The following is a 22,655-nucleotide window of genomic DNA, read 5'->3' as shown; positions in this document are numbered from 1 at the left end:
GATTCGAATCAATCATTGTCCTGATTGGTAACAGATACATTCGGCAAAGATTCTCCGTTAAATCCACTCCCTCCCCCAGTTAAAGATCCAAAAAGAACCGAATAAACAAAATTCCCATCCACAAGAAAATCATCCACTCCTGTGAGGACTACGTTTTGGTAGGTATTCCAATCACTCGATGTGAAAACCAAACTAGAAACGGAACTGGTCCCTTCGGCCACATTCGAACTGGAGACCGGTATGGTGACATTGGAGGTGGGTCTTGCTCGCAGACGAACTTGGAATCGGGATTGGCCACCAATTTCCGTAGTGACTAGGTTAGGTGATGTGACAAGGCCACCAGAACTATTGGCGGATGTCCCGCAGGCATTCATGGGATTTGGATCCGTACAAGGAACTATATCGTAAATGTAATTGATATGAGTGGCAGAGATCGATAAAGGAGTGAGAGCACTGTAAATTGCAGAAGGAGTAAAGCCGGTACCCGTTTCCCCAGAGGTGACTACAGAAGCGATTGTATAACTCACATCACCCACTGCGGCAGTATCGAGTCCTGTCACAGTGACCAGTTGGCCCGAACCAAAATTACTTGGGGTGAAAGTGAGAGGGGCTGTTGGAAAACTCACAAGTCCCCCAGGTGTAGTATTAAAGTTTACCGTGATATTCGTTGTGGGTTGGGAATCCAAATGGATATAGAATTCGGAGGAGGCACCTGATTGTGAGGTGATGACTGTGGCAGGTGTGAATCCAGAACTTGTGATACCAGCACTATCGTTATCATTTAAAGTAAGCATCGGATAATTCGATGATGGATACGGATTCACTCCATTGTAAAATCCATCAGTGGAGGAAAGGACACCGACAACAATTGGACAAGATACATTTCCATCATCGACGGCATCGTCATTAGGAGTCACAGTGATTGTGTTATGTGCCCCTATGGTATTCCAATTGGCACTTGTGATGGTAAGAGAACTTGTAGAGAGAGTAAATTGGGGAACACTTGGTGCCACAATCAATTGGCAAGGAAAAGTGGTTGTTACCGAAATGGGAACAGTCACGTCGTCAGTTGGTGTTTGGCTTAGGAGCACATAGATAGGGAAGGCCGCAGAGTTTTCGGCTCTTGTCAAATTGGTAGGTGTGACCACAGTCACCGGATTTTCCGATGTGCTGTAGTTGACAAGGGTAGCCGTGTCTCCAGTACTTCCGACAAAACTAACATACCAGGAAGGCATAGAACCAGTTTCTGTTCCGTTGACTGTCACCGAATAACTTACGTTACCATCGCTAAGGGCATCAGAAACACCTTGGATTTCGACTGGAACGGATGTACTCCAATTGGTTTCATCAAAGATATATTGTTTGGAACTAACTGGAGTTCCTCCATCATTGATCCTACCTTCTGTGGCATCAGAAGTGGCCAATGTAACTGTGACTTGGTTTCCCGGAATGGGGCGACTTCCCAGCCGCAAACTATATACCGCCGACTGCCCTGCTTCTGTGGTAAAGTAAGGTTGTCCCGCATCAAGAGTAAAAAGAATACTGGGAGAAGGATTGTCATCATCGGTAATGCTAATGGTGATGTCGGATGGATTCATTCCTTCATAGTCAGTTCCCGATCCTGTGATGGCACCGAGTGTAAGAGTATGAGTTCTTGTATTGGTTTCATTGATAGAATCATTTACGACAGAGACAGTCACAGTTTGTGCCGTGGAATAGTTGGTTTGATTGAAAGTCAAACTTGCTTGCGAAAAAGTATACTGCACTGTGTCAGGTAAGTTAAAAGTTTCCCCCGAGATCGGTATGGTCACGGAACCCGTGGCACAAGCAGATAAATTTCCAGGAGTGTCGCAAGGTGCGGAATTCAAACGAACCGTAAAGGTTCCATCACTCCCGCCTTCGGTAAGGTTCAAAGTTGTGGAGGATATGGTAAATCCTACGGTATCATTGTCTGTGATGGTAACCACCAAATCACCGCTAGCTTCTGTATATCCAGGAAGGGCACCTGTTGGATACAACCCAGAAAAATAAGATCCAATTGCCTGTGGGATATGAATGGTAACAGGAATATTTCCATCATCAAAAGAATCAGAAACAGAACGAATTGTCACAACTTGTACGACATCCCATCCACTATCACTGTTGTTACCGAAATAATTGGCGGTTTGTCCATTTGTGGGTGTAAAGGTAAGAGTTCTGGATGCGGCCACACCAGATGAACTATTGAGTAGTACTGCCTCTGTTCCATCGGAAGCAGTGATAGGTCCGATCGTTACATTGGCGTTAGGTTTTAAAGAAAGTCGGATTTCGAAGGTGATGGTAGAAGTTCCATTTTCTATCATTGAGGACGCAGATAAATTTTGGATACGGACCAAAGGTTCGTTACTATCTGTATTGATTGCGGTGACTGCAGGAATAGAAATGGAACTATATTTTGGATCAGCCGATGTGGAATTTCCAAAGGATAAATTTACGTTTTTATCTCCATCATCCACTCCATCTAACACGGATGTAATGGTGACTGTTTGTGGTGTGTTCCAATTCCCAGTAGTAAAACTCAAAGAAGCCGGAGACACTGTAATTTCAGAGGTATTGCTTGATGTGATGCTTGGAACACTGACTGTGTTTGTGGGTTCTGAATTTAATACTACGGTAAAGGTTTCTGTCGAAGGGGTTCCATTTTCATGCACCACAAGTCCTGCAACAGGTGTGACCGTAAACCCGGCAGTGTCATCATCTGTTACCAAAATGGTTACAGATGAAGGAGGGGATACGGAGTTGTATACTGGATCGGCAGACCCGCCAGTATCCACAGATCCAAACTGTAAGGTGACAGTCCTTGTGTCTTCATCAATCGAATTGTTGTTTGTGGTAATGTTGACGTATTGGTCTACATTCCAATTGGCATTTGTAAAAACTAAGTTTGTGGTACTACTATTGGTGATGGAATTGTTTTCTGAAATCCCTGTGAGGGTTACGGTAAAACCGGGAGGAGGTTGGGACAATAGATGAATGGCAAAGGAAAGATTTCCCCCATTTTCTGAAATGGTCAAACTACCGGGTGGTGTCAGTACAAATCCAGGAACATCATCATCTGTATTGGTTACAGAAGGAAAAACCGGTCCCGCCAAACCATTGTAATCTGAGTCAGCAGAAGTGGCTGCGCCAACCACGATTGAGACAGTTTTGGAACCATCCACAATAAAATCATTCACCCCAGTGACAGTGACTATTTTAGGAGTGAACCATTCTCCGGGAGCAAAGGTAAGGGAAGAAGGGGAAGCGGTTCCTTCTGAACTCGGTGTGGCAACAATGGAAGGAATGGTTACGGAGTTTGTAGGAAGTGTATTCATCACTACCCCAAAACTCACAGCACCACCAGCTTCTGTAGTGGTGAGTCCTGATAAATTAATCACAGTAAAACCTGCGACATCATCATCCACATTGGTTCCTGTAATGATAGGGATTGGTTTTCCCATATATGCAGGATCATTCGAAACTGTGGGATCGGCTGAGATTTGAAATGTACTATCATCTACACTAAAATCATCCACACCAGTGACAGTAACCGTTTGTGGCACATTCCAATTGTTAGGTGTAAATACTAATTCTGCTGCCGCAACTGTTGCTTCTGATGTATCATTGGAAACAAAATTTCTGATAGTAACATCTTGCATAGGTCTTGTTTGTAAAACATAGGCAATGGTTCCCGTTTCTCCTGTTTCGGATGTGATGAGTCCTAGTGTAGGACTTGCCGCCACTCCCGAAGTTTCATCATCGGTATTCACAACAAGTAAAACAGGAAGACCTTGGGCAGAAAATCGGATATCGGAAGTTAAAGTGGTTCCTAGTTGGACTCTATAGTTTTGGTTTCCATCCGCGATTAAATCATCCACACCCGCCAAACGAATGCTTTGTGGTATGTCCCAGTTTTCTTCTGTAAATTCAAGATAAGTTGCAGATAGGAGTACACCTTCTGTGGAATCAGAGACAGTGATGGGCCCAATTCTAACTGAACTGTTCGGCTCAATGTTCAAACGAATTGTGAATTCTGCTTGTCTTCCATTTTCACTCGTGAATAAAAAATTCGGAGCTTCGTAAATGACTGAACCTTGTCCTGTGGTGGAGAGAAAAAAAGAACCGAATAACATCTGCAAATTTAGCGGTGTTATGGATTGGCAAGAAACAGTGAGTGTAGAGAATACGAGAAAAAAAGCGGAAATACAGACTCTGAACATGATTCCCTTTTGTCCTCGTATGAACCCCATTGGGGTTCTCCCTCTTTATATTACGAGAAAAATAGCTTAAATTAATAAAAAATTTCTAGGAAATGCAATAAAACCCAAATGAGCCAAAATCAAAATCAATCATCTAAAGGACCACTTGCTGGTGTTAAAGTAGTCGATCTTTCTTTGCTTCTTCCAGGCCCTCTTTGTTCGCAACATTTAGCGGATATGGGAGCCGAAGTGATCAAAATTGAAAACCCGAGAGCCTATGATGGATCTCGTGCGATGTTCAAAGGCAAAACTGGTTATCCTGCTTTATATATGATGTTAAATCGAAATAAAAAAGCGATCACACTGAATCTAAAACGAGAACAAGCCAAAGAAATTCTTTTTAAACTATTAGAAGAAGCAGACATTTTACTCGAAGGATTTCGTCCCGATGGAATGGATAAGATGGGAATTGGTTATGATGTCTTAAAAGAAAAATTTCCACGTTTGATTTACTGTGGAATTTCTGGCTACGGTATCTCGGGTAAATACGTAGACTTTGCAGGACATGATTTGAATTACTTAGCGATCTCAGGAGTCCTTGACCAAACTGGAAATCCACCAAGGCCTGCTGGTTTTCAAATGGCAGATGTGGGAGGGGGAACACTCACTGCACTTTCTGCCATCCTTGCTGCTCTTTATTATAGAGAAAAAACAGGGAAAGGTCAAAGGATTGATATCTCTATGACCGATGCCTCTCTCCAATTTCTTTCGTTATACGGTGGAATTTTATCTGCTTCGGAAAAATCTCCTGAAGCTGGAAACGATATTTTATCTGGTAAATTACCAAACTATAATGTGTATGAAACAAAAGAAGGAAGGTATGTTGCTCTTGGTGCCTTAGAAGATATGTTCTTCCAAACATTTTTACGAGCTGCCGGAATGGAAAACTTAACCAAAGACCATCCGATGAATGAAGAGAATATTCCTGTCATTAAACAAAAGTTAACTGAATATTTTAAATCCAAAACCTATTCCGATTTACAACCTATCTTCGATAATACCGATGCTTGTTTATCACCGATTCTTAATATGAAGGAAGTTTCGGAAGATCCACATATGAAAGATCGTGGGATGGTCATTGAAAGAAACCATCCTAAATATGGTCCCATTTTACAATTTGGGTCTCCGTTTCATTTTTCAGAAACTCCTTTTGCGTATAGAAATGACCCACCAGAACACGGGGAACATACGGAAGAAATTTTGGCTGGATTGGGGTTTCCAAAAGATAAAATTGCGGAGTTTAAAAAAGACCGGGTGGTTTAACAGCTCCCTTGCTTTTTTTTCGTAATTTCTTTATTTTGTCCCAGGGGGGAGGTAAACTCTCCCTTAAGCTACAATATGAAGTTATTACAAATCTCCGACCTCCACCTTTCCCAAAATTCCCCCGAGGAAAAGAGTTATTCCCTTTCCGTTTTACGTGAAATTTTACAAACGGCTGAGTCTACAAAATGTGATCGCCTTCTTATTTGTGGAGATCTTTTTAATACCTTCCCCGATTTAGAAGGTTTACGTTCTGATTTTCTAAAGGAAGTATCTGCTTATTCGGGTTTGATTTATTTTCTTCCAGGAAATCATGAGATTCTGGAGAAAAAAAGAAATAGCAACCGTTATGCGGATTATGATTGGTCCTCCAAAGTAAAAGTTTTAGACGAAACTCCCTATTTTTTATTTGAAGATAACGGAATCGAATTTTTATCCATTCCTCATCAAGAAAATTATTCCGAATTGTTACTTTCTCCTCCACCTACCAAAAAAACAAAACTTAGGATCGGCCTTGCTCATGGAACTGTTTCAGGTATGAGTTTTACCGGTCTTAGTGAGGAAGAAGAAGAAGGTGGATCCTATTTAGATCCAAATTTAATTCAAAGTTTGGGTTTGGATTATCTTGCCATTGGACATCTCCATAAAGCTCGTAAAGGATTTGTTGGGAAATGTGACATTGGTTATGCGGGGTCTTCTCGTGTTTGGCGAAAAGGGGAGTTTGGACATAGAGGAGGGATCCTTCTTCATATCGATGGAAATCAAATAACCAAGGAATCTGTTTTTTGGAAATCTGCTGGTGAATATAGAGAAATCATTGTTTCTTTGGATACAGAAGGAAAACCAGAGGAGAGTATCGAATCCTATTTAGAGGGAACAAATCCGAATGATTGGATTGTGTTTCGATTTGTTGGTTATGTAGATTCGATGTCGGAAAAACAAAAATTTCAAGAAACCGTTCTACGTGAATGGAAATCCAAGTTTCGGATTTTGGAATTTGATCCCGATGAATCCCAAATCACTGTTTTCCAACACCTTTCTGAAAATGAATTTGTAAAACAGTTCTTAGATAAAATGAACGAAAGAAAAGAACAAATGGATCCTTTGCTTTGGCGACAAACTCGTGTTACTGGCATTCGATTGATTTTAGAAGGAAAAAAAGGTCGATGAAACTAAAAATAGAAAACTTCGGTATATTTTCCAAAAAAGAATTTCCTATTCAAAAAGTGACCGTATTTACAGGGCCAAACGAATCAGGAAAAACAACGATCCTGGATGCTTTTGTATCAGCACTTGTCAAAGTAGTAGGAAGTACCAAGTATGGTGCACTTCTCAATGCTAGATACAAAGCGGATAGAAATTCTGATTTAGGTATTCCAAAACTTTCCCTTTCTCAAAATTTATATTTAAACTCTCTTGTGATTAGGGAAGGGAATATGGATGTGGGATCAGAAAAAGAACTGATCAGTACCATCGAACAAACCATATTTGATAGCGGATACAACCCTTCCCAACTGAAAGAACAAGTAGAACAACTTTCCGCTAAATCGGGGACGAGGAAATCAGCCAAAGATTGGAATTTGGCTTTGGTTGAATTAAATGCCGCCAAACAAAAGTTTGATTCCTCTGAGTCCACTTTAAATAGGATTTCAGCCCAATTTGTTGATTTACCGCAATTAGAGACGGAACGTCAAAAAATAAAACAAGAATTGTCGAATTCCAATGCGGAACAAACCAAATTACAATCGAAACTTGTAGATTTGAAAGAAGCCGAACAACATAATGAAGCAGATCGTGTTTATAGCCAACTATTACAATGGGAAACAATAGAGTCGCAGTCCAAACAAGAAGAGAAAATTCTTAAATCAGGTTGGGATCAAAAATCAAAACAGTTAGATGGCGAAATCAAATCCTTTGAACAAAAACAAAATTTATCCAAAGAGAGACTTTCTGATTTAGAATCCAAATTAGAATCTTCTTCAAACCAAAAAAAACAGATCGAACTAAAATCAAAAAAGTTAGAATCCTATTTTGATTTTTTTGAAACTTGGAAACAAATGGTTCGGAAGTTTCAGGAAGAATCTCCTGTGATTCAAAAAATATCTTGGAAACCATATTACAAAAGTTTGGCTATTGTTTCGGGTATTTCTGGTTTATTTTCTCTCATACTTTCTTTTTTTTCTGATTTAGGAGTTTGGATTTACTTCCTCCCCATTTTGTTTTTAGGAGCTTTGCTATTTTTTGTTTTAAGTCCTAAAGACATTCAAACGGAACGGGATGAAGCCAAGTGGAATCAAATGGTTCGCCGGATTGCAACCGAAATGGAAACTAAAACTTTAGGAGAATGGAAACCCGATTCTCCAAGTATGGAATCATTGTCTCTAAGTTTTCAAAGGTATGAAAGGGAATATACAAAACAGAAACTAGAATTTGAAAACATGGTGACTGCGATCACAAATCTCGAAGAAGAAGTTTCAAGATTGCGAATCGAAGATAAAAAACTAGGTGAATCCATTTCAGAAAAAGAGAAGGAATTGGCTAGTGTATGGCGAGATGCGGGAGTTCAGTCTTTATCAGAACTTTCTGAATTGTATGTTCAAATCCGTTTGAAAGCGGAGAAGTTACGAACTCTCGAAGAAACGTTAAAACTTGAATCTAAAAAGTGGGGAACACAAGATTTAAGTGAGTTAAAACTGAAACTGAAGGACAAACTTGTCGATTGGGAGAAAAAAGGGATCTCAAAATTATTTTCTTCTGAAGATAGAACCACCAAACAGAGATTAGAAAATGAAATTCAATCGCTAACGGAAAAAATCCGTAATTTAGAAAGAACCTTAGTGGAGTTGGAAAAAAAATTAGAGACAGGAAAAGCTGTCTTGGAATCGCAAATGGTTCCAGCACAAAAAGAATGGGAACAATCAAAACGCGATTTAGAAACCAAAGAAAAAAGAAAAAACGATTTAGATATTAACTTCCAAGCATTAGAAGTTTTGTCTGAAGTTTTCTCTGAGATGCAAGCAGAGAGTACGGATAAAATGTCCTCACTTGTGAAATCTTTGCAAACTAGAATGGATGCTTTAAAAGGAACTCTGCAAACAAAACAAATCAAATGGAATGGATTTTCGGATGATATCCAAATCAGCGCCGGTCCGACAGAAGAAAATTTGGTATTTGGAAATCTTTCTACTGGAACCAAAGAACAAATTTCCTACGTATTGCGTTTGGAATATGCATTTCGGATCGGTAAACAATTTAATTTACCCTATCTCTTGTTAGATGAACCTTTTCGTCATATGGACGTTACTAGAAGGGATGCGGCACTTACATACACACTACAATGTATATCTAGTGCGGAAGAGGATTGGAAGGTAGTATTTTTTAGTTTTGATGGAGAACTAGTATCCAAAATCAAAGAACTGGCAGAGGGGTTTGCTCTCCCCTGCCAAATTCATGATTTGACTAAACCAATTTCTTAGCTTCCGCAAGAACTGTATCGTAATTCGGTTCACTTCCGATTTCCGGTACAAGTTCCGTATAACGGATGATATCGTCTTTATCCACAACAAATACGGCTCGTGCGGAAAGTCCTGCCAATGGGCCTCCAGCAATATGAGTTCCGTAATTTTTGGAAAAAGAAAAATCTTTGAACTGTGAACCTGTGATTAAGTTTTCAGAATCGATTCCTTCTGTGGAACAAAAACGTTTCATTGCAAACGGTAAGTCGCCGGAAATGATGAGAGTTGTAATTCCATCTTCTTTGGCTGCTCTTTCGTTAAACTTTTTAGTTTCGAGAGCACAAACTGCTGTATCCAAACTCGGAACTGCAACAAGGATTTTTACCTTTCCTGCTAGGTCTTTTAATGTAAGGTCACCTAGGTCTTGTTTGGCGACTTTGAAATCGGGAGCTTTATCTCCTGGTTTGGGAAGGTTTCCTTCGAGGGGGACGGGATTTCCTTTGAGTGTTACTTGTGCCATTGTTATCTCCTTTTTTTAGACTAATTCTAACCTTTCAGAGAATCGGTTCTTCGGGAAGGATTTTTTCCATCCAAAGCAAAGATTCCGCAAGTTCACCTTTTTTGATGGTTTCACTGAGATGACGGACTCGGTCCAAAAGCCAAGTTGGAGAAAGATCGGTGATCTCTTCAAATGCTTGTAATTCTTCTTTATTCAAAGTTCCATCAAAGGAAGAACAAAGGGCAAATATAGCGATAGGCCATTTTTGTTCTTTGATAGATAACTTTTGAAAGGAATCCACAAACAAATTCCAATCGTCTAAATTTTGTAAATTATCTCTATGGGGCAATAATCCAAGGAGTCCAAATAACAAATATTCAAAGTTAGGATGAAACGTTTTTGTAAAAACAATGGAAAGTGCCACTGCACGAACACTGGATTCTAAAAAGATTTCATTTCTTTGTTTGGATTTGATTTTTAACATTATGGCATCGGATAACTTTCTTGTGATGATCCGTTTGCGTAGCTCATATAAAATCCAATAGGTGGTTAAGCTATCCCAAATCCCTGTCACTGGACCTGAAATATATTCAATTAAAAATCGAAGTCCCGTTCTTCCTAAACAAACCTTTAATAAAAGTTTGGCGAAGATATTGGAAAGGAAAACTTTGCTTTTGTATAAAACAGTCCGAAAGAATAAAGCACGTTCGTTTAAATGTTTGTAAGGATCAATACCGTACAATCGGATTCTTGGGTCTGGAATTTCTAAAACCAAACGTGCCATCATTCCTGGGATCGGCGTAATGAGTTCTGGTTCCTCGGCCAGTTCAATGTCCGCATATTGTGCCATTCGAAATGATAGATAAAATCCTAACCTAAAAAGTAGGTAAAATTCGAGGAGGGTGGCAAATACCAAAAGAAAGGCAAACTTAATTAAGGCAGACAAAACGAAGGTTTCCTGATTCCAAACTTTTAAAGGCGGAAGATCGGCAGAGAAATAAACAAAACCTATGGAAGGCAAAAAACCAATCCAAAAAGACCAAAACAAACCCCAAAGTAATAAGGTTCGGGAATGAATGGCAAAACTTTGGCCTGAATCTAAGGGTTTTTTCGCATTTGCCTGGATAGAAATTAGAACCTTGCGTCCCCATTGCTCTAAAAAACCTGGTTTGTAACGTTCTGTACTCATATTTTTTTGCAACCAGGATCTTGGTTTGGGACTCCCACTCCATGAAACAGGAATTCTCTATGACGACACAAGCTGAAATCAAAACCAAAGCACCGATTGATTGGGTGACTATGATCTTTTTACTCACCTATCCACTGGTAGGAATCTTTGGAACCCTTTATTTATATCTTTATGATTCCATTCATTTGGCGACATGGGGATTGTTTGTTTTTTATTTTTTCGCAACTGGAATGGGAATCACAGTGGGTTATCACAGACTTTTTTCTCATAAAGCCTATGATGCAAAAACTCCCGTCAAACTTTGGTTACTCCTTTTTGGGGCAGCGGCGTTTCAATCAACAGCTCTCGAATGGAGTGAAGACCACCGCATCCACCATCGTTTTGTAGACACTGACAAAGATCCTTATTCCATCAAAAAGGGATTTTGGTTTGCGCATATTGGTTGGTTGTTCCGCAAAAGAAAGTATAACCAAAATGGAGTTCAAGATTTGGTAAATGACCCACTCGTACTGTGGCAACATAAACATTTTTATTCTATTTCTATCTTTATGTGTTTTTTTCTCCCAGGTCTTATCACAATGTTATGGGGTTCTTTTTTCGAAGGATTTTTTGTCGCGGGTTTCCTTCGACTGTTTGTGGTTCACCAATTTACTTTTTTTATCAACAGTGCCTGCCATGTTTGGGGAGAACGTACATTCTCTAAAGAACAAACTGCAAGAGACAATTGGATCATCGCCTTTTTTACGTTTGGTGAAGGTTTTCATAACTTCCACCATGAATTTCAATCAGATTATCGAAATGGAATTCGTTGGTTTGACTACGATCCCTCGAAATGGATGATAAAAGGTCTTTCTTATTTGGGGCTAACTTATAATTTAAAAAAAGTTTCTGAAGAAAAAATCTTACAAAAAACAATGTTTTTAAAAGAAAAAGAAACTCTTCATAAGTATTCTAATGTAAGTGAAGACAAACTTCGCACTTGGGCAGAACAATTAGAAAAACTTAGAGAAAAAACCTTGTTAGATTACCAAAACTGGAAACAAGCTAAACAAACTGCAAACGAAAACGAAGCCGGTGTTTTCAGAAGAAACTTTGAACAAACAAAAGAAAACTGGGAAAAACTTCTAGGAAAACCTCTTTTTTCTTAACCACGAATTTCCCGAAAGATTTCTTTCGGGATACTTGGAACATCTCCAGGGCCAACTAACGGTAGATATATCATAAAAAGAGTTCGTCCTGGTGCCGATTCCACTTCAATTCTTCCTTTGTGTTTTTCGATAATACCTTTCACAATCCCAAGACCAAGCCCCGTACCTTCTCCTTGGTCTTTCGTTGTAAAAAACGGATCCCAAATTTTATCTTTTATCTCTGTAGGAATTCCTGATCCATTGTCTTCAAAACTAATTAATACATAATCTTCTCCAATCATTTTAGAGGAGATGGTAAGTTTTGGATGTTCCACTGTTTTCATCGCATGGATGGCATTGGTGATTAGGTTTGTCCAAACTTGGTTCAGTTCATCGATATTACATCGAACCGGTGGAATGGTTCCGTAGGCTCTTTCAATTTCGACACCGTGTTTGATTTGGTTTTGCATAATCACGAGTGTATTTTCTAATCCTTCGTGAAGGTCAGATTCAGAATAAGATGCTTGCCCCAAGTGTGAATAATATTTGAGTGCTTTGACAATCCTTACAATATTACGAATTGCATATTTGATGTTTTTAATATTTCTTTGCAAACTCAAAGTATTCTTTAACATCTCGAAGGTTTCTTTTCCACCAGCTTTCCAAATCCGAATGAGTTCTTCTTGCATATGTAAAAGATGGTGGTCAATGAGAAAGGTAGCTAAATCGGTGGCATCATTCTCAGGAATCCCATCTTGTACAAATCGAAACTTGGTTTCTTTTTTAAGTTTGAATTTGTCTTTAGGATCAATTTTTGCTTTTGGGTCTTCTTTCACGAAACTAAAAAGAATGTCTAGGTAAATGGAACGAAAATCAGGATTCTGAATGAGTTGTGAAATGTCCCCTAAATGTGATAATACATAAACTAAATTGGCATCTAAATTATCCGCTGCACCATTGATAACAGCAGCCGGTGTATTGATTTCGTGCGCAATTCCTGCCACCATCACCCCAAGAGAGGCCATCTTTTCTGACTGTACCAAGTGAGCTTGTGTTTCTTCCAATTCTTTGGTTCGCTCTCTTACTTTTGCTTCCAAAGTTTCTGTTAAGTTTAACAACTGTTGGTAAATCATCGAGTTGGATAGAGACATGAGAGAAACCGAAAGGATTTCTAAGATGATTTCAATTTCTTCTATATCATAAATTTTCCCCTCTTTATGTTTTCCAAGTAAGATGAAACCAACAAGGCTTGATTTGATCGATAGAGTCGCAACTAACTCTGATTTGGTTTCTTTGAAGAAATTTAATGCTTGTTTTGCAATTTTTTCTTGGTTAGGAGAGGTTGGTTGGAGAAAGTTTTCTTTGATGTGGATTCCTTCTCGTTCGGACAACCAAAGCAAAAAAGGATTAAAAACCGGAACGGATGGTAAATCGGAAAATTTTTGGTCTTTGGATTCTAAAAATGGCCTCGGACGGAATTGTCCTTCTCTTTCATCCCAAGTATAAACTTGGACAAAATCGGCAGGGATTTTGGAAGCAAGGAACTGGCTAATGGTTTGGCTGATTTGGTCTGGATCATTGAAGGAAATCAGCTCTTCTTTGAATTTTTCTAAGGCAAAAAGGTTTTGGACAAGTTCATCTCGTTTTTTGGGTTTTTCATCCACTGCGGTTTTTGCCTGGGGAAGGTGGAATAAAAAAAGAGATAAGGTAAGAAAACCCATAAAGATGAGAAAAAATACAAAAAGGTAAGATACCTGTAGAATGCCGAGTCCGTACGCAAATACAAACCAACTAAAAGAAGATAGAAGAATGATACTGGAACGAAAGAAAACTTGTATTTGCATGTCATCTATATAGAATGTAAGAACTAGATTATTTTGGTGCAGATTCTACTTGGGTAAAGAACTATTTACAATTGCTCGTATCTTCGGAGCCTATTACGAAATTTATTCGGAACAAACTTCCTATGCCCGCGCCGTACTAAAGGGCAAACTTAGGTTAAAGGATTCTGGGGAACGCCATCCCTTTGTTGTGGGGGATATGGTTATGGCCGAAAAATCTTCGGGAGAAGAGTGGGTCATTTCCGAACGAATGGAAAGGAAAAATTTTTTAACAAGAAAAAGTGACCGTGGCGACAGTCATGTGTTATGCGCCAACCTTGACCAAGTGGCTATTCTTGCCTCTTGTAAAGATCCGGAAACAAAACCTGGGTTTATTGACAGGTTACTTGCTGCCTCGTATCAAACAGAAATTCCTCCGCTCATTATTTTTACAAAAAAGGATCTGGTATCTCCTGAAGAAATTGAAGATAGGGAAGTTTATTATAAAGAGTTAGGTTATGAAGTGATGAGTGTCTCACTACTTTCGGAAGAATCCATCCAACCTTTATGGGAGAGGATTCGTGGAAAACGAACCTTTCTTTGCGGAAATTCAGGAGTAGGAAAATCAACTCTAATGAACCATCTCCATAAAAAGACAGTACAACGAACGAACCTAGTTAGTGGATCCACCAAAAAAGGAAAACATACTACTACGAATTCCTTTGCCTTGTTTTTGGAAGAAAACACGGTTCTTATCGATTCTCCAGGAGTCAAAGAATGGGGCATCCTACACCTGACACCTGTTGAACTTTGGGAAAGTTTTCCCGAATTACGCAAGATCAAAGAAACTTGTCAGGAAATTTATTGCTGTGAACTGGGTTCTGAATGTCCAATGCGAATCCACCTGACCGAATCCTTGGATGAAACCAGAAAAAAAAGTCTAGAGTCCATGATTGAGAGTTTAGAGAACCCCCACAGGATCACAAGAAGGGATCATTGGACCAAAGCTGTCACAAAAAGGTATTAGGGAAAAGAGTTGCCAAGCCCTCAGTTGTTATCTATTCTTAGAGTGTTATTTCCGGAGGAAGGAAGATGAAACGAACAATGATCAATCAGTTGTCGGCATTTGGATTTGTGGCAGTATTTGCTATATTTCTAACGGCTTGCCAAAAAGATTCCAAGGAATCTGTAACAAACGTTACAGAGAAAACAGAACAGGTTAGTAATGTTGTGGTTGCATTTGTTAAAGGTGATGTAGTTGTCATTCGCGAAAATGGACAAGTCAAACCAAACTTAGGTGATGTATTAACTTCCAAAGATACCATAGTCACCGGCCAAAACGGTTCTGTCGAAATCCTTGTGGGTGAAGACGGAGTTCTTAAATTAAACAAAAATACTTCTCTTAGTGTAAGCCAAGCATTTGCTGCAAATGATGGATCACGCGAAACAGAAGTGAATATGCAATACGGAAAACTTGTGACTGTTTTACGCAAAGAAAGAAAAACAGAATCTTTCAGTGTTGTTACACCTACTTCGATTGCGGGTGTTCGTGGAACTATCTTTCTTACGAATGTTGAAAATCCATCAGCAAAAGGTGGAAACGTAGCTTGCGGATCAGGAAATTGTGTAGTTAAATATACTGTTCTTGATGGAGCTGTTGCCGTTCGTAAAGCAAATTCAGAAAACGAAATTGTTGTCGACAAACAGAAAACAGCTGAAGTCGGAAATGAAACCAAACTTTCTGAAAAAATGATCAAACCAATGGACAAACAATCTCTAACAGAGATGAAAGAAATGTTGGCTTTTGAAAATACTAAGATGTTACAGTTTGAGTCTCTTGCGAATGAGCTAAAAACCAATAACGAAGAACTTCAAAAATTGAATCTTGGATCATCTGCGGAAGAATTGGAAAAAGCAGCAAGAACACGTGAGATTACCAAATCAAAATCTGATGAAGTAATTACAACGGCTAAGTCCATTGAAGATTCAAAATACATTAAAAAAGATGTTCAAAAAGATTCCCTAAAATTAGCTCCAAAAGAGAGTTTTGATAAGACGAAATGAGATATGTTTATTTACCGGTCCTTTGTTTTTTAGTCGGTTATTGTTCTTCGGTCACAAAGATCGAAACGCTAAATCGAAGTTTTACAAAACCTAAGTTCATCACACCGCTTCCGGGTGAATCAGAACCCCTTCCTTCGGGTAGAGATTACAAAGAACGACTGGTAAATAAATCCACCCCTCATTTTTCCCTCCTCTGGAAACAAGTTCCAGAGGGGTTTTCTAAATCTGATTTATTATTACTGGAAGAAAAAATTCTTTTCCCACATAACAAACTAGGATTATACAAAAAAGCTCCTAAGAACCCAGACCCGAAATTTTTCGAATCCTCCGACTTAGATTTATTATTAGAATTAACGCTTATAAAAAATGCGGAAAGAGTTTCCGTTGAGATCCAATACAAAGACCCAGTATTATCACAAATATTTGGAAAGGCGATCTTTGTTTACCAAGAGGAAAAAGAACCAGTTGTAAAATCGTTAAAATCCTTTGATGTATTTCATGGCAAAAGACAACTCCAACCTTTAACCGGGATTGTCCCTTCTTATTTCGCAGAAGTTTCTTCTCCTTCTGAAGATGACCTCCGTAATTATTTTACTTCTTCCTTACGTGGAAATGTTTCTGTATTTTCCACTTCACCGGGAACTACCATTTACTTGGATGGGGTGGAAGTAGGCAAAGCACCTTTACTTTCTTACCAACTTATCAATGGCAAACATACGCTTTCCTTTGCTAAACCTGGCAAAGATCAGGTAAAACGAAATATATTAATTCGAGCAGGAAAAACCACAAGAGTGTTCCAGGAATGGAGTGATGATATTTCCCAAGGAACCATTGTCATTTCCAGTTTTCCTCCTGGCCTCGACATCGTAGTGGATGGTCAGAAAAAAGGAAAAACACAATATGCGGAATCGGGTGTACCTTACGGTAGTTATCCGATCCAATTCATTCGCACAAAAAATGATTCTAACTTTGAATATGCTAAAGCGGGAATCAAAGTTAGACCAAAACAAATTACTTCTGTTGCATTGCCTATTTCACTAGAAGACGGAGTGGGTTGGGAATCGGAAGAGTTCTGGAATTTAACATCTCTTTCTCCAAACTTTTCTGCTACTTTTCCAGGCAAATTGACATTTGCAAAAAACAAAGACCTGCCTTCTGGTTGGTATGGAGTGTATTCGGAAGACTTAATCCCTGATTATCTGGAAGCAGAACTTGTATTAGATCTTGTGAAAGATTTGAACGGTGCGGTTGGTTTGTCTTTTACCGATCATAACCAAAATGCCATTTTAGTTTATGTAGACAAAACAGATTTTCATATCATAAAGTTTTCTTCGGAAGAAAAAGAAGCTCCTGTTCGTTCTTCCTATCGTTGGGACAAAGAAGATGAACTTAAAGGACGAACAGTCAAACTTTCCACTGATATAGAAAAGAAAATGATTCGATTGTCTTTAGGAAATAAAACTGTCGAAGAACTTCCTTGGAATTTTGAAACTTTTTGGAATTTAGGAGTTTTGACCCCGCATAACGCTCCCATCACGGGCACACCACTTCGTGGTGTAAAAATAAGATATCCTGATATGGTTAAATTTGAGGAAAGGCTCCAAAAATGAGACAACTTAGTTTTTTAATTATCACCTTTGTTCTGTTTATTGGTTGTCAATCTAGAGATTTCAAACCAGTCACTGTTAAAGATCCTGTTATAGAAAAATCGGATATTTCTGACCGCCAAAAAATTGAAGAGGCGCGGGCACTCGTAGCAGAGGGGAGTAACGAATTTCAAAAAGGGAATATAGACACAGCTTTGGAAAAAGCAAAAACTTCCATTCAAACCTTTGAACTAATTGATGGTTACTCTTTGTTAGGTTCCTCCTATTATCAATTAGGTGACTATGGAAATGCAAAACTTGCTTTTGAAAAAGGCAAAAACTTAGATCCCAAAAATGAAAAACTACTGATTGGTCTTGGTACTGTCCAATCCACTTTGGGAGAAAATGAGGAAGCACTTTCCACATACCAAACCCTAAGCCAACTCAAACCAGAAGAGACCATTTACACCTACAAAACAGGAATTCTTTTAAAAAACCTCGGTCGCTACCAAGAAAGCCTTGTGGTTCTCAAATCTTTGGAAACAAAACCAGAATTTCCTTACCCTGTTGAACTTTTAAATCAATTGGGTGATATTTGTTTAGAATTAAAAAGATACGACGAAGCAGAAGCTTACTTTGCTAAGGCGGAAAAACTCAATCCTGAATTAAAAACTGCCAAAGATGCTAAACTTTCTACAAAGATTGCCTCACTGATCCAACGAGGAAATGATTTTTTAGCAAAAAAAAATTATACGGATGCTTCATCGGAATTTAAAAAAGCAACCGAATTGCAGCCGCAAAATGGATCATTGTGGTCTTTTTTGGGAAATGCACAGTTGTTAGGTGGCAAACTCAAAGAAAGCGAAGATAGTTTTAAAAAATCCATTTCACTTTCAGATACAAATCCAAATGCCTATGTTGGACTTTGTAACGTATATATCCAAACTCATAATTATTCAGATTGTTTAAAAACTTCCAAACAAGCTGGGTTAAAAATTCCTAAAAATGCAGAAATCCGCAACAAACAAGGAATATGCGAATGGAAATGGGGGGAAACCAAAAAAGCCACTCTTAGTTTTCAGGATGCTTCTACTTGGGATCCAAATTTTTTTGAACCAAAACTCAATTTAGCTTATGTTTTAATTGATTCGGGACGTTTTGAAGAAGCTTTGGATGTATTAAAAAAAGCAGAGTCTCACCCTAAGGCAAAAAAAGAAGAAATTCGGAAAGCTAAAGTTTTGGCTGAATCACAAAAGTATATTGCTGATGGAGATGTTTTTCTTCGCCAAGGGAAACGTAAACAAGCCTTGGATGAATACGGTAAAGCGATGGGTGTGAATCCAGAAAACCCTGCGGTTCAAAATGCATTTGGTCGTGCTTACTTTGCCTTCACAGAATATAAAAAATCGGAAAGTTCGTTTTTAGAAGCTTACCGAATGGATTCGACAAATCCTGGCGCTTTACAGGGGTTAGCTCGTGTTTATGCAAAAACCGGTGAATCCAAAAAAGAAAAAGAATACATTAAAAAACTCGAAATACTTTCTGCAACAGATCCATTTAGTGCCATCACTTTGGGAAGAATTGCGGAAGATGCTAGTAAATGGGATGAGGCGGAATCGATTTATTTGGGACTGAAGAAAAAATTCCCAAATAATGAGGCTGTTGATTACCGGTTAGGAAGTTTGTATTACAAACGTGCCGTAGAAGAAAACTCTAAAGAAAATTATACTCGTGCCAATGAGTTCATCCAAAAATCCAAAAAATTTACAAAAGACATTCCTGAACTAATTGAAACTGAAAAGACGGTAGCAGAGAACTCGCGTTTTGCGGAGATCCTTCCTTTTGTAAAAGAAGGAAATTCGTTTTTTAATCGTAAAAAATACCTAGAAGCAGTCACTCCTTACCAAAAGGCATATGACCGGGTTCCTAAGGCCTCCCTTCTTGTAAAAATTGCTGAATGTTATATTGAAAAAGGTGAGGAAGAAAAAGGTCTTTCCATTTTAGAAAATGCAGTTCGTACAAACAAAGAAAATGCTGTATCCTTTAAAGAAGGGATTTACTCTTTTTATTACAAAAAAGGGGAACTAAAAAAAGCGGAAGATGGTTTTAACGAAATTTTAAAAGAAAAGCCTGATTCGTATTACGCTTATTATATGTTAGGCCTCGTGACTATGAAACGTAAAAACTACGAAGCTGCTATTGGTGATTTTGACCGTTCCATATTAGTTAATCCAAATTTTGCTCCGAGTAATGTTGCGAAAGGTTTAGCTTTTTATAAGTTAAACCAGATGGAAAATGCAAAACGAGAATTTGAAAAGGCACGTGTAAAAGATTCAGAATTTGGACTTTCTTCCTATAATTTAGCAATCGCCTATTTCAATGAAGACCTTACAAAAGAAGCAAAATCCATTTTGGAATCCATTCGCAAATCGGATCCTGATTTTATGGATGGTGAGATCCAGTTAGCATACATTTATTATAAAGAAAACAAATTAGAAGAAGCAGAAAAAATCATGGATCGTGTTCTAAAAGAAGAACCATCAGCAGAAGCTTTTTTTGCTCAATTTCGGATTCTCGATGCCAAACAAAAACTATCTCCTTCTGAAAAGCTGAAAATAAAACGTAACCAAGTAAAAGAGAAAATTTTACGCGAATATGGGGAAACTAAATACGCAAGATTACTTCCTTCCGATACTTTGGATGACGAACCCCTTCATGTGACTGACCTCAATCTTTCTGGAACACCTGTTTCCACACCAATTGTTTACCCCAATCGAATCATTGTAAATTATGGATCTGCACTTGTTGGTTATGATCGAATTACAAAAGAACTGGTTTGGAAACAATACACATCCACTCCTTTTCAATTGTTAGTTGCTGGTAAGGAACTTGTTGGAATTTCAAATGATACTGCCACAAAAATTTATCCAGAGTCAGGAAAGATGACTTTTAAGAAACAGGTGTTAGTTGGATGGAAAGTCAAACAAGGTACGGCTGATGCGAATGGTTTTTTCCTTCTATTGGAAAAAGAAAAAGGCACAGACAGAAAAATTGTAAAAACTAATCCAAACTTAGAAATTGAAGAAGAATGGAATGGAATTGATTTTTTAAGTTTTTCTTATACGGCAGAAGGAAAACTTTTTGTACTTCGTGATTTGAAAAAAGAATTTCAATTACAAGTATTTGCGATTGGTTCCAGCGCCAATTCCGATAAAGACAAAAAACTTTCAAACCCTGTTGCCAAAAAGGATACAAAAGAATCAGCACAAATCCTTGGTTGTTTGGAAGATTCTTGTTTGATTCAATTCGGAAGCCATGTTTATGAAGGAAGTGAGAAAGCTAAACTTTACTCTCTTGGAAATACGGATTCTATTCGCTCCGTTGTCAAAAATCAAGAGTCTTTACTCATTAATACAGAAAACACCACCTACCTTTGGAAAGGTGGCTCTAAGTGGAAGGATTCATATGCTATTCAAGGTGATTTTTATTATCCATTAGATGGACTTGTGGTGGAAGGAAGGTCGAAGGAACTAGTCCTTATCAAAGGAAGTGAAAAAACTCCTGTTCCTTGGAAAGGGGACCGGGACGGACTTCGTATCAGCACGGTAACTGTGGACTAATACAGAAAAAACAACTGAATAAATGTAAATTGATTTTAAGTAGGAAACTTTGGTTCTTACTTAGTTTATGTAATTTTGGTCCGGTTAAGGTAATAAATCCGTTTCCCTTCGTTTCTTTTTTCTGCCTCGAAAAAGGAAATAGGGAAACCTGGTCTTTCGAATTCGTACTCTTTTTTATCCCAAACAAATTTTGGAAATTTTCTGAATAAGGAAATCGTTCGTCTTGCATAAGGGCCGTAATCAGTGGCAAATAACAATTGGCCGCCTGGTTTTAGTAAGTCGTAAATCTGTTCGAGCATATCGACTTGCATAAGCCTGTTTTTACGATGTTTTTTCTTGGGCCAAGGATCCGGGAAGTTGATGATCACTTGGTCGAAAATTTCTTTTTCTAATAATTCATCAAAAAACCATTGGAAGTTAACGGTCATATAGCGGATATTCTCTAAACCTAGCGTTTTTCTATGTTTTTCGGTATGAATGATGCGATTTACCTTCTTTTCCATCAGTAAGTATCCTGTTTGGCGGTCATTCTTTGCTAATTCGATGGCAACTTCCCCCCAACCCGATCCAAGTTCTAGAACGAAGTTTTGGATCTCACCAGGGAAAGATTTTTTTAGGTCGATTTTTTTTCCGCGCTCATTAGGTTGCAGGAGATAGTCTGATTGATAGGAAGTCTTGGTAGTAAACTTCCAAAGTTTTTCTTGGATTTCAGGGTTAACTAACAATTGCATTCCTTCCGATGATGTATTGTCAGGATTTTAAAAAGGAACTAGATGAAAATAACTCTTTTTGGCGTTCGAGGTTCTCTCCCCACACCGATTTCTAAATCAGAACAACGAGAGAAAACTTTAAAAATTCTCCAAATGGCTAAGGAAGAGTGGCGGAAGGATCCAGAAGGGTTTTCGGAAGAGGAATTTTTAAACCATTTGCCCATCCCCCTTTCCCAAGATTTGGGAGGAAACACTACCTGCGTATTCATTGAAGGGGATGGTGGTGAAAAAGTCATATTAGATATGGGAACAGGACTTCGAGTTCTCGGCAATCAAATGGCTCCTTTAGCCTTTAGTGGCGAAGAAATGGACATTCATATCTTAGTTTCTCATACACATTGGGATCATATCCAAGGTTGGCCTTTTTTTAAGCCGGGTTATTCACCTTCTTGTAATATTCATTTTTACTCATGTATAGAGAATTTAGAAGAAAGGCTTGTACGCCAACAACATCCAGAGAACTTCCCTGTTACTTTGCAACAAATGGCCTCTAAAAAGCACTTTCATCTTTGGAAGGAGTTCGAGTCCTATATGTTAGGTGGTCTAAAGATCATTCCTTTTGGACTTCGCCATCCGGGATCTTGTACCGGTTATAGAATTCGTGAGGGAAATAAAATTTTTCTTTTTTGTACTGATGTGGAATACCGTGAAGAAGACAGAGAACATCTACTTAAAATGAAACCTCAGATTGCTGGTGCTGACCTCATCATCATTGATGCACAGTATAGTACTTCGGAAGCTGAAAAAAAAATTGGTTGGGGTCACACAGCGGTTAGCAAGGCAGTGGAGTTTGCAGAGATGATGGAAATTCGCTCTGTAGTTCTCACACATCATGAACCGGATCATACAGACCATGAAGTGGCTCGGATTATTTTAGATGAAGCAAGATTAATCAAACCTGGTGGAATGCAGGTTCATATTGCCCATGAAGGACAAAAATTTATTCTTTAGTGTTATATTGAATTCTAAATAAACATTTGTAAAAATT

General features: G+C 38.5%; 14 protein-coding genes. 9 read left to right on the top strand and 5 right to left on the bottom strand.

The genetic code is table 11. The features are described 5' to 3' along the window. Nucleotides 1–8: 8 nt before the first annotated feature. Nucleotides 9–4,268, bottom strand: coding sequence for a beta strand repeat-containing protein (locus EHQ31_RS11200; RefSeq protein WP_135573694.1), 4,260 nt, complete (start codon nt 4,266–4,268; stop codon nt 9–11). A 78-nt stretch (nt 4,269–4,346) separates the two neighbouring features. On the opposite strand from EHQ31_RS11200, the gene EHQ31_RS11195 reads away from it, so the two are divergent. The 3 genes from EHQ31_RS11195 to EHQ31_RS11185 all read left to right on the top strand — a co-directional run bounded on the left by EHQ31_RS11195 (nt 4,347) and on the right by EHQ31_RS11185 (nt 9,013). Continuing rightward, on the top strand, nt 4,347–5,540 hold the full coding sequence (locus EHQ31_RS11195; protein WP_135573696.1) for a CaiB/BaiF CoA transferase family protein: 1,194 nt from the start codon (nt 4,347–4,349) through the stop codon (nt 5,538–5,540). Nucleotides 5,541–5,615: 75 nt separating this feature from the next. Next, nucleotides 5,616–6,707 (top strand): metallophosphoesterase family protein, encoded by a 1,092-nt coding sequence (locus EHQ31_RS11190; RefSeq protein WP_135573698.1) that lies wholly within the window; start codon nt 5,616–5,618, stop codon nt 6,705–6,707. Next, the gene (locus tag EHQ31_RS11185) at nt 6,704–9,013 is read left to right on the top strand and encodes an ATP-binding protein (protein WP_135573700.1); all 2,310 of its coding nucleotides are present in this window, start codon (nt 6,704–6,706) and stop codon (nt 9,011–9,013) included. The genes EHQ31_RS11190 and EHQ31_RS11185 overlap by 4 nt, the downstream gene beginning before the upstream one ends. On the opposite strand, the gene tpx is transcribed toward EHQ31_RS11185, so the two are convergent. Beyond that, nucleotides 8,997–9,512 carry a thiol peroxidase gene (gene tpx / locus EHQ31_RS11180; RefSeq protein WP_135573702.1) on the bottom strand — a complete coding sequence of 172 codons (516 nt, stop codon included), beginning with the start codon at nt 9,510–9,512 and terminating at the stop codon, nt 8,997–8,999. The two genes, EHQ31_RS11185 and tpx, sit on opposite strands and share 17 nt — an antisense overlap. A 34-nt stretch (nt 9,513–9,546) precedes the next feature. Next, entirely contained in the window at nt 9,547–10,680 is a 1,134-nt protein-coding gene (locus EHQ31_RS11175) for an LBF_2804 family protein (RefSeq protein ID WP_135573704.1), read from the bottom strand. A 59-nt stretch (nt 10,681–10,739) separates the two neighbouring features. Between EHQ31_RS11175 and EHQ31_RS11170 the strand changes: the two genes are divergently transcribed. Next, the gene (locus EHQ31_RS11170) at nt 10,740–11,828 is read left to right on the top strand and encodes an acyl-CoA desaturase (protein ID WP_135573706.1); all 1,089 of its coding nucleotides are present in this window, start codon (nt 10,740–10,742) and stop codon (nt 11,826–11,828) included. Here the strand turns inward: EHQ31_RS11170 and EHQ31_RS11165 are convergent. Beyond that, nucleotides 11,825–13,651, bottom strand: a complete 1,827-nt coding sequence (locus EHQ31_RS11165) for an ATP-binding protein (RefSeq protein WP_135573708.1) — start codon at nt 13,649–13,651, stop codon at nt 11,825–11,827. The genes EHQ31_RS11170 and EHQ31_RS11165 overlap by 4 nt on opposite strands. A gap of 49 nt (nt 13,652–13,700) precedes the next feature. Here EHQ31_RS11165 and rsgA point away from each other — a divergent pair, with 49 nt between their 5' ends. The 4 genes from rsgA (at nt 13,701) to EHQ31_RS11145 (ending at nt 20,897) form a co-directional block, all read left to right on the top strand. Beyond that, nucleotides 13,701–14,654 (top strand): ribosome small subunit-dependent GTPase A, encoded by a 954-nt coding sequence (gene rsgA / locus EHQ31_RS11160; RefSeq protein ID WP_135573710.1) that lies wholly within the window; start codon nt 13,701–13,703, stop codon nt 14,652–14,654. Between the two features lie 65 nt (nt 14,655–14,719). Further along, nucleotides 14,720–15,691: a FecR family protein gene (locus EHQ31_RS11155; protein ID WP_135573712.1), complete on the top strand. Its 972-nt coding sequence runs from the start codon at nt 14,720–14,722 to the stop codon at nt 15,689–15,691. Further along, nucleotides 15,688–17,301 (top strand): LIC10124 family lipoprotein, encoded by a 1,614-nt coding sequence (locus EHQ31_RS11150; RefSeq protein ID WP_135573714.1) that lies wholly within the window; start codon nt 15,688–15,690, stop codon nt 17,299–17,301. Before EHQ31_RS11155 ends, EHQ31_RS11150 begins: the two co-directional genes overlap by 4 nt. Beyond that, nucleotides 17,298–20,897 carry a tetratricopeptide repeat protein gene (locus EHQ31_RS11145; RefSeq protein WP_135573715.1) on the top strand — a complete coding sequence of 1,200 codons (3,600 nt, stop codon included), beginning with the start codon at nt 17,298–17,300 and terminating at the stop codon, nt 20,895–20,897. The genes EHQ31_RS11150 and EHQ31_RS11145 overlap by 4 nt, the downstream gene beginning before the upstream one ends. Before the next feature lie 65 nt (nt 20,898–20,962). Here EHQ31_RS11145 and trmB read toward each other — a convergent pair whose 3' ends face one another. Then, nucleotides 20,963–21,622 (bottom strand): tRNA (guanine(46)-N(7))-methyltransferase TrmB, encoded by a 660-nt coding sequence (trmB, locus tag EHQ31_RS11140; protein ID WP_135573717.1) that lies wholly within the window; start codon nt 21,620–21,622, stop codon nt 20,963–20,965. Between the two features lie 48 nt (nt 21,623–21,670). On the opposite strand from trmB, the gene EHQ31_RS11135 reads away from it, so the two are divergent. Continuing rightward, nucleotides 21,671–22,618 (top strand): MBL fold metallo-hydrolase, encoded by a 948-nt coding sequence (locus EHQ31_RS11135; RefSeq protein WP_135573719.1) that lies wholly within the window; start codon nt 21,671–21,673, stop codon nt 22,616–22,618. Nucleotides 22,619–22,655: the final 37 nt, after the last annotated feature.

The organism is Leptospira montravelensis (genome assembly GCF_004770045.1).
In the GTDB taxonomy this organism is placed as follows: Bacteria; Spirochaetota; Leptospiria; order Leptospirales; family Leptospiraceae; genus Leptospira_A; species Leptospira_A montravelensis.
The sequence above is the reverse complement of the archived record's forward strand: the minus strand, read 5'-3'. Positions and strand labels throughout refer to the sequence as shown.

What these genes read in the sequence shown, in the direction of transcription:
- tpx (WP_135573702.1), bottom strand. Translation starts at nt 9,512, where the DNA reads ATGGCACAAGTAACACTCAAAGGAAATCCCGTCCCCCTCGAAGGAAAC.
- EHQ31_RS11135 (WP_135573719.1), top strand. Translation starts at nt 21,671, where the DNA reads ATGAAAATAACTCTTTTTGGCGTTCGAGGTTCTCTCCCCACACCGATT.
- EHQ31_RS11155 (WP_135573712.1), top strand. Translation starts at nt 14,720, where the DNA reads ATGAAACGAACAATGATCAATCAGTTGTCGGCATTTGGATTTGTGGCA.
- EHQ31_RS11145 (WP_135573715.1), top strand. Translation starts at nt 17,298, where the DNA reads ATGAGACAACTTAGTTTTTTAATTATCACCTTTGTTCTGTTTATTGGT.
- EHQ31_RS11185 (WP_135573700.1), top strand. Translation starts at nt 6,704, where the DNA reads ATGAAACTAAAAATAGAAAACTTCGGTATATTTTCCAAAAAAGAATTT.
- EHQ31_RS11165 (WP_135573708.1), bottom strand. Translation starts at nt 13,651, where the DNA reads ATGCAAATACAAGTTTTCTTTCGTTCCAGTATCATTCTTCTATCTTCT.
- EHQ31_RS11190 (WP_135573698.1), top strand. Translation starts at nt 5,616, where the DNA reads ATGAAGTTATTACAAATCTCCGACCTCCACCTTTCCCAAAATTCCCCC.
- EHQ31_RS11200 (WP_135573694.1), bottom strand. Translation starts at nt 4,268, where the DNA reads ATGGGGTTCATACGAGGACAAAAGGGAATCATGTTCAGAGTCTGTATT.
- EHQ31_RS11170 (WP_135573706.1), top strand. Translation starts at nt 10,740, where the DNA reads ATGACGACACAAGCTGAAATCAAAACCAAAGCACCGATTGATTGGGTG.
- EHQ31_RS11175 (WP_135573704.1), bottom strand. Translation starts at nt 10,680, where the DNA reads ATGAGTACAGAACGTTACAAACCAGGTTTTTTAGAGCAATGGGGACGC.
- EHQ31_RS11150 (WP_135573714.1), top strand. Translation starts at nt 15,688, where the DNA reads ATGAGATATGTTTATTTACCGGTCCTTTGTTTTTTAGTCGGTTATTGT.
- EHQ31_RS11195 (WP_135573696.1), top strand. Translation starts at nt 4,347, where the DNA reads ATGAGCCAAAATCAAAATCAATCATCTAAAGGACCACTTGCTGGTGTT.